The organism is Streptomyces sp. ICN903 (assembly GCF_022015835.1).
GTDB lineage: Bacteria > Actinomycetota > Actinomycetes > Streptomycetales > Streptomycetaceae > Streptomyces > Streptomyces fenghuangensis.
Genome location: NZ_JAKMAY010000162.1, coordinates 1 through 13,187, shown reverse-complemented (window position 1 = coordinate 13,187; position 13,187 = coordinate 1). Strand labels below are relative to the sequence as shown.

Below are 13,187 nucleotides of genomic sequence, written 5' to 3'. Positions count from 1 at the left end.
CCCCGACCCCCACCACCCGGGCACTGACCTGGTGCCTGCATCTGCTGGTCGTCGGGCTGCTCGCGCTCGCCGCCGGGCGGGCCGTTGCCGGCGGCCATCCGCACACCGGGTGGGTCGTCGCCGCGGCGGCGGTGTGCGGCCTGGTGTACGCGGCCGGCCCGCTGCTGCCCCGGGTGAGCCGCTCGCGGCGGGCCGCCGCGCTGTGGCTGGCCGCCGTGGGTGCCGCCTGGCTGGTGCTGCTGGCCCTCTCCGCGGACGGGGTGTGGGTGGCGTTCCCGCTGTACTTCCTCCAGCTCCATCTGCTGCCCCGCCGCGCCGGTCTGGCCGCGGTGGCGGCCACCGCGGCTGCCGCCACCGGCGGTTTCGCCGCCCATCAGGGCTCCTTCGGCGCGGCGATGGCGATCGGGCCGTCCCTGGGCGCGGCCGTGGCGGTGGCGGTGGCGTGGGGGTACCAGGCCCTGTACCGGGAGAGCGAACGGCGCAGGCGCCTGATCGAGGAGCTCACCGCCACCCGTGCCGATCTGGCCGCGGCCCAGCACACCGCCGGTGTGCTGGCCGAGCGCGAACGCCTGGCCCGTGAGATCCACGACACCCTCGCCCAGGGGCTGACCAGCATCCAGCTGCTGCTGCGGGCCGCGGAGCGGGCCCTGCCCGGCGCGCCGGAGACCGCCGCCCGCCATGTCGACCAGGCCCGCCGGAGCGCCGTCGACAACCTCGCCGAGGCCCGCCGCTTCGTCGCCGCCCTCGCCCCGCCCGCGCTGGAGGGCACCACCCTGGCCGGAGCCCTGGAACGCCTGTGCGCCACCACCGGTGCCCACCACCGGATCGCCGTACGCCTCCGCGTCACCGGCGACCTCGTACCGCTGCCGACCGCGCACGAGGTCGCGCTGCTGCGGATCGCCCAGTCGGCGCTGTCCAACACCGTCCGCCATGCCGGGGCCGTCACCGCCGAGGTCACCCTCGGCCTCCTCGGCGACCACGTCACCGTGGAGATCGCCGACGACGGACGCGGCTTCGACCCCGCCCGCCTGCCCGCACCCGACCCGGAGACCGGCGGGTTCGGGCTGGCCGCCATGCGCGCCCGCGCACACGCCCTGGGCGGGGAGCTCACCGTCGACTCCGCCCCCGGCCGCGGCACCGTTCTGACCGCCCGGCTGCCCCTGGGCCGGTCCGGCGGCACAGCGCCCGAGCCCGGCCTCGGACTGCCGCCCGGTCTCGACCCCGATCCCGTACTCGATCCCGCACCCGATTCCTCACCCGAGGCACGCCCGTGACCGATCCCGCCATCCGCCTGCTCCTGGCCGACGACCACCCCGTGGTGCGGGCGGGACTGCGCGCCGTACTGGAGACCGAACCCGGCATCGAGGTGGTGGCCGAGGCCGCCACCGCCGAGGCCGCCGTCGCCCGCGCCGCCGGGGGCGACATCGACGTCGTCCTCATGGACCTCCAGTTCGGCGGGGGGATGAACGGAGCCGAGGCCACCGCCGCGATCACCTCCCGCCCGTCGGCGCCCCGGGTGGTGATCGTCACCACCTACGACACCGACGCCGACACCCTCCCCGCCATCGAGGCCGGTGCGACCGGCTACCTCCTCAAGGACGCTCCGCCCCAGGAGCTGGCCGCCGCCGTACGCACCGCCGCCGCGGGCCGCACCGCGCTGGCCCCGGCCGTCGCGGACCGGCTGATGAACCGGCTGCGCACCCCCGGCACCGCCCTGACCCGGCGGGAGACGGAGGTGCTCGCCCTGGTCGCCGAAGGACTGTCGAACCAGGCCGTCGGCGCCCGGCTCCACCTCACCGAGGGGACCGTCAAGTCCCATCTGGCCCGTGTCTACGCCAAGCTCGGCGTCGAGTCCCGCACCGCCGCCGTCGCCACCGCCACCGAACTCGGCCTCATCCGGCGGTAGCGGACGGCACCGGCGGCCGGCAGGGCCACGCCGACGGTGTCCGGGGGACCGGTGAGGTGGTGGGGCGGTGGCCGGGGAGGGCTCAGGCGCCGGCTCCGGTGGCGACGGGCAGGCCGGCCAGGCGCCACTCGAGCATGCCGTCGCTCAGGCGGATCGCCCTGCGACCCCGCCCGGCCAGCAGGCGTACGGCCTCATGGGCCATCACGCAGTACTCGCCGCGGCAGTAGGCGACGACCTCGACTCCGTCGGGCAGCTCGCCGACGCGCTCGGCGAGCTCGCCGACGGGGACGGATATCGCGCCGGGGATGTGCCCGGCCGCGTACTCCTGCGCGGGGCGCACATCCAGCACGACGACATCGCCGGACTCGACCCGGGCCAGGAGCTCCTCCCGGGTGAGCTCCCGGCCCGCCTCCGGGCCGAGATAGGCGGCGCGGGCCGGCTCGACGGCGGCCTGGTGCGCCTGGGCGACCTCGCGCAGCAGCGCGAACAGAAGGGCCACGTCCTCGCCGGCGAGCCGGTAGTGGACGCGCACCCCCTCGCGCCGGGTTGAGACCAGACCGGCCTGCTTGAGGGTCTGGAGATGCGCGGACGCGGTGGTCAGGTTCAGTCCGGCCGTCTTGGCGAGCGCATCGACGGTGCGTTCCCCCTGGGCGAGCAGGTCGAGCAGTTCCAGACGTTTTCCGCTGGCCAGAGCCTTGCCGGTGGCCGCGAACGCGTCGTAGAGCCGGGCCTTGGCCTGGGCTTTCGGAGTCTCCTCCATGAAATCCTCCATAATTCCATGGAATATCATAGGTGAGAACGGGCGTGCCTGCCCGCCCTTCCGTACCGAGACCTGGAGGAGCGCCGTGAGGTTCTCCGACGACCACCCGGCAGCGCCGGCCGACGCCGCCGGACGGCCCGTCCGGCTCGGCCTGAGGGAGAACCGGCTGCAGTTCACCCTGCTGGTCATCGTCAACGTCTGCGTCGGCGGCCTGGTCGGCCTGGAACGCACCACCGTCCCGCTCATCGGCACCGACGTCTTCGGGCTGACCAGCGACCTGGCGGTGTTCTCCTTCATCATCGCCTTCGGCCTCACCAAGGCGATGACCAATCTCGCCGCCGGTGCGCTCACCTCCCGTTTCAGCCGCAAGCAGCTCCTGGTCGCCGGCTGGCTGATCGGCGTCCCCGTCCCCTTCGCCCTGGCCTGGGCCCCCTCATGGGGCTGGATCGTCGCCGCCAACGTCCTGCTCGGCCTCAACCAGGGCCTGACCTGGTCGATGACCGTCAACATGAAGATCGACCTCGTCGGCCCCTCCCGCCGGGGCCTGGCCACCGGTCTCAACGAGGCCGCCGGCTACACCGCCGTCGGCGTCACCGCACTGCTCACCGGCTACCTCGCCACCGCCTACGGCCTGCGCCCGGTCCCCGAACTCATCGGCGTCGTCTTCGTCGTCGCCGGCCTCGCACTGGCCCTGGTCGTCCGCGACACCGCCGCCCACGTCGCCCTCGAACTCGCCCGGCACGCCAGGCCCCTGCCCGACGGGGAGGACACCGCCCTGGCCGCCACCTTCGCCCGCGCCTCCTGGCGCGACCGCTCCCTGCGCGGCGCGAGCCAGGCCGGGCTGGTCAACAACCTCAACGACGGTCTGACCTGGGGCGTCTTCCCCCTGCTCTTCACCGACCACGGCCTGGGGCTGGCCGCGGTCGGACTGATCAAGGGGCTCTACCCGATCCTGTGGGGTGTCGGCCAGATCCCCACCGGCCACCTCGCCGACCGCATCGGCCGCAAGCCCCTGATCGTCTCCGGGATGCTCGTCCAGGCCGCGGGCTTCGTCCTCGCCCTCGCCCTGCTGGACCGCCCGCTGCTCGCGGGCATCCTGTCCGCGGTCGCGCTCGGGGTCGGCACCGCCATGGTCTACCCGGCCCTGATCGCCTCCGTCTCCGACCACGCCCATCCCGCCTGGCGGGCGGGCGCCCTGGGCACCTACCGCTTCTGGAGGGACATCGGCTACGCCGCCGGCGCGCTGGTGGCCGGAGTCCTCGCAGACGCACTCGGGCTGGAGGCCACCGTCGTCGCCGCCGCGGGGATCACCGCCGCCTCCGGTCTGCTGGCCGCCCGCTGGATCGCCGAGCACCCCACCCGGTGACCGCCCGGCCGGAGAGGGGGTTCCTCCGGCCGCAGGTCTTCGCCGGAGGGCGTGGGCCGCGCCGAGATCGCCGCTGCCCCGGACAGCCCGGATCCGGTGCGACGGGGCCGATATTCCGGTTCGCCCGCCGCACGACCGATCCGTATCATGCCGCCCCGGCGGTGCGCCGGGCCCCGAACACTTCCGGCGGCCGCCTCCCACATGTACGCGCCGGAGCCCAGGTCGTGGCCCGCCGACCACGATTCGCCACCCGTTCACCAGGAGACAGGTCTTGACCACACACTCATCTCCCGTGAGGGAAGCCGCCGCGGAAGGAGCCGCCGGACACACCGACGCGCTGCGCCCCGCACCGAGCGGCCGCACGGGCGCGCTCCAGACCGTGGCCGGCGTCCGGGGATCCTTACGGCGGCCGAACGCCTCGCGGGACCGGACACCCGGAGCCCCGACCTCGTGCGAGGCCGGCCGGACGGATGAAGGCAACGCGGCCGACGAGCCCAACACCGCCGCCGCGGGCGGGAAGGTCCGGAGACACGGCCCCGGCGCGGTCCTCGGCCGCGGAACGGGAGCCCTGCCGCGGGCGGCAGGCCAGGAGCGGGGAGAAGCCCGGTGACCGACACGACCCACGACACCGCCTCCCGCGGGCTGACGCGCCGGCAGGCCGTCCCCCTGGCCATCGGGTCCATCGCCGGCTCCGGCATCCTGTTCCTGCCGTCGGCGGTCTACGGCCGCGCGGGCCACAACAGCCTGCTGGTGTGGGCGCTGTCGACCCTGCTCTGTCTGCCGATGCTCCTGATGTTCGACGACATGGTGCGCACCAACCCCGACGGCCGCGGCATCGAGGCGTTCATCCGGCTGGGTCTGGGCGATGTGTTCGCCCGCTGCGTGCCGGTGATGTTCATCGCCCTGGTCATCGTCGGCCTGCCCTCCGGGGCGTTCGTCGCCGGGCGCTACGTCGCCCAGACCTTCGGCATGGAGCGCGTCACCACCATCGTCATCGCCGTGGCGGTCCTGGTCGTGGCACTCCTGATCAACCTGGCCGGGGTGCGCGCGAGCACCCGGGTCCAGACGGCGGCCACCTGGGGACTGGTGCTGGTCGCCACCGTGCTCCTGCTGTCCGCCGCTCCTTCCGCGCGGGACGGTCTGCACACGGTGGTGCCGAGCACCGAGGGCCTGGGCGTCGTGCTGCCCGGCGTGCTCCTCGCCTTCTGGGCGTTCGCGGGTTTCGAGAACCTGACCTTCCTCGCCCGGGAGTTCCGCGACCCCGAGCGCGATTTCCTGCCGGTCAGCTCCATCGCCCTCACCGTCTACGGGGTGTTCACCATCCTGCTCACCGTGGCCATCGCGGTGACCGTCCCCCGCGACGAAGTCGACGAGGTGGTCGGGCTGCTCCAGCTCGTCGAAGCGGTCGGCTACGGCGAGGCCATGCTGTGGGCGGTCACCTTCATCGCGTGCTGCGCCATGCTGCTCAACGCGATCGCCTGGGTCTGGGGAGTCTCCCAGCTGACGTACGACGCGGCCGACAACGGCATGCTGCCGGCCGCGCTCGTCACGTCCGGCGGCCGGAAGTCCAGGGGGCGTTCACTGGCGCTGCCGGCCGTGCTGTTCTCGGCGACCACCGTGCTGCTGGGGTTCGAACCGTCCCTGGTCGTCGACACCACGGCCACCGCGAGCGCGATCTTCATGCTGCTGTACGTCCTCAGCATCATCTCGTATCTGCGGGTGCGCGGCCTGACGATCCGCTCAGGGCTCAACCTGGTGCTGCTCGTGGTGATCGCCATCAGCCTCGTCGAGTCCCCGCAGCACGCCCTGTACGGGGTGGTGGTCCTGCTCCTGGCGCTCGGTGCCCAGGCGTTCCGGCGCCGCGGGGAGGGGCCCGCGGCCACTGCGGAGCCGGACGCGGCGGCTCCCGGCCGCCAGGCCCCCGAACACGCCGAAGGAGGCGACCGGTAGTCACAACCGCAGTCCCGGCCGCGGTGGCGACCGCCGAGGAGGCCGTCCGCGCCGGCATACCGGCGCGGACGGTCCGCCGCGGGGCCGGGGCTCGGCCGCAGCGGGACGGCTCGTCCGGGTTCGTCCGCACGGGTCGAAGAACCCCGCGCGGTGATGTCGAGAACCCGCGGTCGGCTCCGTCCCCGGGGTGAGCGTGGCCACAATGGGCCGCACCGGCACCGAGGAGAGACACGATGGCCAAGTACCTGCTGCTCAAGCACTACCGTGGCGCCCCAGCCCCGGTCAACGACGTGCCCATGGACCGGTGGACGCCGGAGGAGATCTCGGCCCACGTGCGGTACATGCAGGACTTCGCGGCCCGGCTCGAGAAGACCGGCGAATTCGTGGACAGCCAGGCGCTCGCCCCCGAGGGGACCTTCGTCCGGTACGGCGGCGAGGGACGCCCGCCGGTCACCGACGGCCCCTTCGCCGAGACCAAGGACCTCATCGCCGGCTGGATGGTGATCGATGTCGACAGCCACGAGCGTGCCGTCGAGCTGGCCGGGGAACTGTCGGCCGCACCCGGAGCGGGCGGGAAGCCGATCCACGAGTGGCTCGAGGTGCGCCCGTTCCTGGCCGCGCATCCCCCCACCACGGAGTGACCCCCAGGTGGACGAGACACTTCTCCGGAGCCTCGTACCGGGCGTGCTCGCGATCCTCGGCCGCCGCGGAGCCGATTTCGCGGCGGCCGAGGACGCCGTGCAGGAAGCACTCCTGGAGGCGCTCCGCGTCTGGCCGGACCACCGGCCGCGGGACCCGAAGGGCTGGCTGGTCACGGTGGCCTGGCGCAAGTTCCTCGACGCGACCCGGGCGGACGCCGCCCGCCACCGGCGCGAGGAGCGGATCGAGCGGGAACCGGAGCCCGGGCCGGCGCCCGCGGTGGACGACACCCTCCGGCTCTACTTCCTGTGCGCCCACCCGTCGCTCACACCGTCGTCCGCGGTCGCGCTCACACTGCGCGCCGTCGGGGGACTGACCACCCGCCAGATCGCCCGGGCCTACCTGGTGCCCGAGGCGACCATGGCGCAGAGGATCGCCCGGGCCAAGCGCACCGTGGCCGGTGTACGCCTGGACCGGCCCGGCGACGTAGCCACCGTGCTGCGCGTCCTCTACCTGGTCTTCAACGAGGGATACTCCGGCGACGTCGACCTCGCGGCCGAGGCCATCCGGCTCACCCGGCAGCTCGCGGCCGCCGTCGACCACCCGGAGGCGGCCGGGCTGCTCGCCCTCATGCTGCTCCACCACGCCCGGCGCGCCGCCCGGACCGCGCCCGACGGCAGTCTCGTACCGCTCGCCGAGCAGGACCGCGGCCGGTGGGACACCGAACTGATCGCCGAGGGTGTGGACATGCTGCAGGCGGCCCTTGCCCGCGACCGGCTGGGCGAGTTCCAGGCCCAGGCCGCCATCGCGGCGCTCCACGCCGACGCGCCCACCGTCGAGGAGACCGATTGGGTGCAGATCGTCCAGTGGTACGACGAACTCGTGCGCCTGACCGGCAGCCCGGTCGCCGAACTCAACCGCGCGGTGGCCGTCGGCGAGGCCGACGGACCGCGCGCCGGCCTGGCGGCGCTCGCCGCGCTGGACGACTCCCTGCCCCGCCACGCCGCGGTGGCGGCGTACCTCCACGAGCGCGACGGCGACACGGCGACGGCGGCACGGCTGTACGCCGAGGCGGCCGGGAAGGCCCCCAGCCTCGCCGAGCGCGACCACCTGCTGCGCCGGGCCGCCCGGCTCAACGCCCGCCGACGCCGCTGACGGGGCCGCCGGCGGGCTGCGGCAGGATCATCCGGTTCCTCCCGCAGCACCTCGTGTGTCCCCGCCGGCTCCCGGTCAGGCGCGCAGGTGGGCCGGCAGACCGCCGTCCACGGGGCAGGGGCGTTCCACGGGCAGGAGCCGCCGGGCGGCTTCCAGTGCTCCGTCCCGCACATGGGCGTGAACCGTGTGTGCGAGCGCGGTGACGTCGGTGATGGAGACCGTCCATTCGTCCGCGTACCTGCGTGCCGCTTCGCCGGTGAGGCCGAGTTGCAGGGAACGGTGGGGCAGTGGCCGCAGGTGCAGGTCGCGTTCGGGATCCCACTGGACCCGGGCCGGGGCCCGCTTCAGCCGGCGCCTCCAGGCGGCGGGGTCGGGGTGCAGCCCGCGTTCGTAGTGGCTCAGGCAGGCGTGTTTCAGGGCCCACTCGAAGCCCTCGCGGGTGATCTCGACGGCGAGGACGGTCCGCTGACCGTCCTTGGTGCCCCACCCGGAGCGGTACATCATCCACAGGAACGACGGCTTGACCCACGTCATCCGGTCCCTCTTCCACGCCGCGGGGAAGCGTCCGTCCCGGGCGGCGGGCACGCCGATCTCCGGCGCGTAAGCCTGGTACACGGTCACCGTCGAAGCGGTGTGGAGGGCGCGGATTCGGTGTCTGGGCTCTGTCACGGTGACCAGGGTCGGTGCCCGTCGCGGTCGGGGCCACCGAATTACCGGCCCGGCCCCGCCGCCGGGCCCGGGCTCACGGCCCCGCCGCCGCGGATCGGGCGGGATCCGGGGAGGGCACACCGGCCGCGGCGGTCTCCCACGAGCTCGCGCACAACGCCCGCTCCACCGTGTCGAGATAGACCGCGGCGGCCAGCCAGGCCCGGGCGAAACGGCCGGTGTCGGCCGGGAGCAGGCGGCCGAAGGCGTCGCGGGAGCGGTCCGCGGCGGCGGCGTGGAGGCCGTCCAGGAGACCGGCCCCCGTGGCGAGGCCGAGGCGGCGCAGCCGGGCGCCGTCGCCCGACTCGCCTCCGGCGAAGGCGAGGACACGGCGGCCCCCGGAGACCGCCTGGTGGACACGGCGGCGCAGCAGGTGCAGCGGGGCGGCGGCGTCGCGTTCCCCGGCGGGGACGGCCGGGACCTGCGGCGCGACCGCCCCGGCGGGCAGGTCCGCGCGCCGGAGGCGGTCCAGGCCGAGATCCACCCGGGCGCCGGGGTCGGAGGGGTGCTCGGTGGCGAGCAGCAGGGCACGGGGGGACGGTCCGGGCACCAGCCGGGCGACGATCCGCCGCCTGCCGCCCCCGGCGGCGGCGAGCAGACGGAGATTGTCGCGGCAGGGGAGCGCGGGATCGTCGTGGGCGGCGGCCAGCCGCAGGGCGAGGCCCGCGCAGTCGGCCAGCAGGCAGTCGCCCGCCGCCTCCCGCGCCGTGCCCGTGACGGCCACTTCGAGGAACAGCAGGTCCTGTCCGCCGTCCAGCGCCCGGGCCACCTGCTCGGCGGCGGGCACGGCCCACAGCCGGTCCAGCGGTTCTGCACGCCAGGCGGCGCCGGGCGCGCGGACCGCCCGCACCCCGGCCCCCGCACCCAGACGGCCCGTCGGGGAGACGGTGGCGCCGGACACGGCCAGGCCCGCACGCGACAGCTCGCGGTGGGTCAGGGCGGTGTCGCCGATCCGCACGGCCCGGTCGGCGGCGCCGGTCGCCCGGGCGGGTCCGCCCGGCGCCACGTCCGACACCGTGTACAGGCGCCCTTCCGCGTCGGCGGTCCAGGTGACCGCGCCCGCGTAGCCGGTCGCGGTGAGGACGGGCTCGCAGAAGAGGCCGTACAGGCGCAGGGAGCCGTCCGGGCGGTACGGCTGCCGGGCTCTGCCGCGCAGTCCGGCCAGCTCCGGGCCGGTGGCGTGCGGGAGGCGGTGGGCAGTGCCCAGGGTGTCGGCCAGCGCGCCGGCGAGATCGGCGAGGCGGTGTCCGGGGTCGGCGGAGCGGGCCGCGCGCACCCCGGTGACCACGGAGACCGCCGCGGCGCCGGCTCGTGGGAGGCCGGCGAGCCGGGCGGTGTGCGCGGCGCGCAGGAGCTCCGCCTGGAGCACCGCGCCGGCGCCGTCCGCTCCGGCCTCCAGGACGGCGGCGGCCGCGTCGAACACCGCCCGTGCGGCGGCGCGTTGCCCGGCGGTGGCGGTGACCTCCGTCCCCTCCGGCCGTCCTTCCTCTTTCCGTTCCTCCCCGGCCTCTCCGACTTCGGCGGCCCCGGAGGCCCCGGCGGGCTCCGGGGCCGGGGCCTCGTCGGCGACCGGCGCGGCCGAGGCCGCCGCCGCGCGGTGCAGGCAGTCGGGGGCCAGCAGGCATCCGCAGCGGATCGCGTCCGCCCCGGTCACCGTCCCGCCGGGGGCGTGCAGTACGACGTCGGTCTCGTCGTCGACGGCGATCCGCACGGTGTCGCCCTCACGGGCGGCCGGCCGCGCGGCGAGCTTGGCGACGCCCGCGTCCAGCCGCTTGCGGAGCCGGGGCGTGAGCGCCGCGACGAGTTCGGCGGTGACGGACGGGACGACCGGGGGCAGGTCCTGGCTCATACGATCTTCTCCCCTACCCAGCGGGCGAGTTCGAGCGGACTGAGGGCGGCGACGGGCATGCCCGCGGCGACGAGCTGGCCGGCGACCGACGTGGAGTAGCGGGGCCGGCCCGTGTCGTCGAGGCTCGCGCAGCCCAGGACGTGGCAGCCGGCCGAGACCAGCGCGCGGACCTCGGCGAGCAGGCCGCCGAGCGGATGGCCCTCCTCGAAGTCGCTGACGACCACGACGAGGGTGCGCGAGGGCACGGTGACCAGCCCGCGCGCGTGCCGCAGCCCCGCGGCGATGTGGGTGCCGCCGCCCACGCTGACCTCCAGCAGCAGCGACAGCGGGTCTTCCATGTGCCCGGTGAGGTCGACGACCTCGGTGGAGAACGCCAGGAAGTGGGTGGAGAGCGTCGGCACCCCCGCCAGTACCGAGGCGGTCAGCGCGGCCCACACCGTGGACGCCTCCATGGACCCCGACACATCCGTGACCAGGACCAGCCGCCAGTCGGCGGCCCGGCGTCCCCTGGCGCGGAAGACCGGACGCTCGGGGATCACCCGCACCGTGCCGTCCGGGCCGCGGCGGGCCGTGGCCAGGTTGGCCCGCAGTGTGCGGGGCAGGTCCAGGCCGCCGCCGGGGCGTCTGCCGGGACGCGGCAGGGACGCGCCGTGCAGCGCGGGCCGCAGGCGGGTGGCCAGCTGCCGGGTCAGCTCCTCGACCAGCCGCCGCACCAGCGGGCGCAGTGCGGCCAGCCGGGCCTCGGGCAGCCCGCCCGCGTGCCGCAGCACGGTGCGCAGCAGGTCCACCGAGGGCCGCACGGTGTCCGCGTCCAGCTCCGCCAGGACGTCCCGGCGGCCCGCCTCGGCGGCCGCCGCCAGCACCTCCTCCCGGATGCCCGGCCCGAACAGCGCGGCCAGCTCCTCGGACCACTCCCGCACCCCGGGATACGGGACCTCCCGTCCGCCACCTCCCGCCGGGCCGGCGAGCTCGCCCCGGCTGCCCTCACCGCGGCCGCTGCCGTACAGCTCGTCCAGCGCGGTCGCCAGCGGCGCGGCGGAGGGCGGCAGCCGGTCGGTGCGGCGGCCCAGCAGCAGACGCCAGCGGTCCGCGGGGGCGAGGAGGCGGTCCCCGGCCGGGGGTACGGAGGGTGCGGCGGTCCCGCAGCCGCCGTCGGCCGCCGGGGCTCCCGGCGCGGGCACGAGGGCGGCGCCCTCCGGGGCGTCCACCGGGGCGTCCTCCACCGGGGCCCCGTCCGGCGCGGGCGGCAGTCCCCACGAGCGCAGCGTCTCGCGGGCCGCGAGGTCCGCCTCGGCCCAGGCGGCGAGGGCGGCCGGATCGACGCCGCCGGTGTCGGCGACACGCGTGGTGCCCAGACGCTCCTCGACGGCCGCGAGAAGGCGGTCGCGGGCCGCGGGGCTGAGGGTGTCGAAGCCGCCGCGCAGCGCGGGGAGCCGGTCGAGGAACGCCCGGTCGGGCAGCTCGGCCACCCGGCCGAGCAAGGGCTCCAGGGCGGGCGGTGCCGCCTCCAGCAGCGGACCCGCGGCGGTCAGCAGCCCGCCGAGCCGTGCGGTGAGCGCGGTGCGCGAACCGGGGTCGGTGGCCCCGTCGACCCAGGAGGCCACGCGGTCGCCGAGGGACCGCGCGTCCTCGTGCCCGAGCAGGACGCGTACGGCCGCGGCGGCGCCCCGCATCAGGGGGGAGCCGTCGGCGGACAGGCGGGCCAGGGCGCCGGACAGCCGGATGCCGCCCAACAGGTCGGCCCGGGAGGAGAGTTCGAGCAGGGCGCGGGCGTCGGCCGGGTCCTCGGAGCCGGTCAGGCCGTCCACCTGCCGCACCGCCGCCGCCGTGAGCAGCTCCGCGGCGGCAGCCGCCCGGGCCTCGCGGCCGCTCCCGGCGCCGAGCCCCGGGACATGGCCGGCCCGCAGCCGGTCCAGCAGGGCCAGTCCGGCCAGCAGCTCCGGCAGGGTACCGGCCCGTGGCAGGACGTCGACGACCTCGCCGAGCCGCTCGTCCGCGAGCCCGGCCAGACCGCACTGCGCCGCCTGCCGGAGCCCTTCGAGGGCCTGCGCGGCCGTCGGCCCGCCCTCCTCGCGCTCCAGGCGCAGCCGTTCGCGCAGTACGCCCTCGGCGGCCTGCGCGGGGGTGACCCCGCGTGCGCCGGCAGCGGTCAGCACGGCGTCCGTGGCGGGCGTCCAGCGCACCTCCCAGCGGGAGGTGAGGGCCTCGGCGCCGCCCGCGCCCACGACCTGTCCGGCCTCCCCGTAGGGGACCCCGCACACCGTCAGCCGGCGCAGCAGCAGTTCGCGGCGGCGGTCGAGACCGGAGCGCAGCGGGTCCAGCCGCAGGTCACGTGAGGGGCCGGGGCCGCCGGAGGAGGGGCCGGGCAGGCCCAGCCGGGCCACCTCGGCCTCGACCGCGGGGGCCAGGCCGCTGCGCGGTGCCCGCGGGGCGGGGCGCCCGCCGCGTGTGCCGACGAGCACCCGCTCCATCGCCCGCGCCACGGCCCGCCCCCGTCCGTACGGCTCGCCCTGTGCGAGCACCGCCTGAACGGCCTCGACCAGCTCCCCGCGGCCCGCGGCGGGCAGGCCGCGCAGCCGGGCGAGGTCCGAGGCGAGCCGGGTTATCTCACGGGCGTCGGCGGGGCCCGAGGGATGTCCCAGGCTCCGCAGTTCGCCGCAGACGCGTACGGCCGCCCGCGTCAGGGCCTCCTCCAGCGCGGCCGGATCCCCCGCCGCGCGCAGGACCATGTCCTGCCACTCCGGGTCCCGGATGCCCGCCGGGTAGCCGGACCGCTCGTCGAGGAGGGCGTATGTGTAGGGGATCAGGGAGGTGGTCCAGGCGGGCATCCGGGACCCGGAGTGGCAGGACATGGTCC

10 protein-coding genes are annotated in these 13,187 nt (G+C 76.1%); 6 read left to right on the top strand and 4 right to left on the bottom strand.

Features of this window, described 5'->3' with window-relative positions; genetic code table 11:
* Both L7D48_RS17360 and L7D48_RS17355 read left to right on the top strand, forming a co-directional pair.
* Nucleotides 1-1,274, top strand: a 1,274-nt coding sequence (locus tag L7D48_RS17360) for a sensor histidine kinase (protein WP_237880361.1), incomplete at its 5' end; no start/stop codon positions are given.
* On the top strand, nt 1,271-1,906 hold the full coding sequence (locus L7D48_RS17355) for a response regulator transcription factor (protein WP_237880360.1): 636 nt from the start codon (nt 1,271-1,273) through the stop codon (nt 1,904-1,906). The genes L7D48_RS17360 and L7D48_RS17355, both read left to right, overlap by 4 nt.
* 82 nt (nt 1,907-1,988) lie before the next feature.
* Here L7D48_RS17355 and L7D48_RS17350 read toward each other — a convergent pair whose 3' ends face one another.
* Nucleotides 1,989-2,666, bottom strand: coding sequence for a metalloregulator ArsR/SmtB family transcription factor (locus tag L7D48_RS17350; protein ID WP_237880359.1), 678 nt, complete (start codon nt 2,664-2,666; stop codon nt 1,989-1,991).
* An 85-nt stretch (nt 2,667-2,751) separates the two neighbouring features.
* Here L7D48_RS17350 and L7D48_RS17345 point away from each other — a divergent pair, with 85 nt between their 5' ends.
* The 4 genes from L7D48_RS17345 to L7D48_RS17330 all read left to right on the top strand — a co-directional run bounded on the left by L7D48_RS17345 (nt 2,752) and on the right by L7D48_RS17330 (nt 7,776).
* On the top strand, nt 2,752-4,032 hold the full coding sequence (locus tag L7D48_RS17345) for an MFS transporter (RefSeq protein ID WP_237880358.1): 1,281 nt from the start codon (nt 2,752-2,754) through the stop codon (nt 4,030-4,032).
* Nucleotides 4,033-4,638: 606 nt separating this feature from the next.
* Nucleotides 4,639-5,982: an APC family permease gene (locus L7D48_RS17340; protein WP_237880357.1), complete on the top strand. Its 1,344-nt coding sequence runs from the start codon at nt 4,639-4,641 to the stop codon at nt 5,980-5,982.
* Nucleotides 5,983-6,215: 233 nt separating this feature from the next.
* Entirely contained in the window at nt 6,216-6,623 is a 408-nt protein-coding gene (locus L7D48_RS17335) for a YciI family protein (RefSeq protein ID WP_237880356.1), read from the top strand.
* Nucleotides 6,624-6,630: 7 nt separating this feature from the next.
* The gene (locus L7D48_RS17330) at nt 6,631-7,776 is read left to right on the top strand and encodes an RNA polymerase sigma factor (protein WP_237880355.1); all 1,146 of its coding nucleotides are present in this window, start codon (nt 6,631-6,633) and stop codon (nt 7,774-7,776) included.
* Nucleotides 7,777-7,851: 75 nt separating this feature from the next.
* Here L7D48_RS17330 and L7D48_RS17325 read toward each other — a convergent pair whose 3' ends face one another.
* The 3 genes from L7D48_RS17325 to L7D48_RS17315 form a co-directional block, all read right to left on the bottom strand.
* Entirely contained in the window at nt 7,852-8,445 is a 594-nt protein-coding gene (locus tag L7D48_RS17325) for a DUF4291 domain-containing protein (protein WP_237880354.1), read from the bottom strand.
* Between the two features lie 73 nt (nt 8,446-8,518).
* Nucleotides 8,519-10,330, bottom strand: a complete 1,812-nt coding sequence (locus tag L7D48_RS17320; protein WP_237880353.1) for a hypothetical protein — start codon at nt 10,328-10,330, stop codon at nt 8,519-8,521.
* A partial coding sequence (locus L7D48_RS17315) for a DUF5682 family protein (protein ID WP_237880352.1) occupies nt 10,327-13,187 on the bottom strand: 2,861 nt, incomplete at its 5' end. The genes L7D48_RS17320 and L7D48_RS17315, both read right to left, overlap by 4 nt.

Bases quoted from the DNA above. Each gene is read 5' to 3' on its own strand.
- L7D48_RS17350 (WP_237880359.1), bottom strand. From the start codon at position 2,666: ATGGAGGAGACTCCGAAAGCCCAGGCCAAGGCCCGGCTCTACGACGCG.
- L7D48_RS17335 (WP_237880356.1), top strand. From the start codon at position 6,216: ATGGCCAAGTACCTGCTGCTCAAGCACTACCGTGGCGCCCCAGCCCCG.
- L7D48_RS17320 (WP_237880353.1), bottom strand. From the start codon at position 10,330: ATGAGCCAGGACCTGCCCCCGGTCGTCCCGTCCGTCACCGCCGAACTC.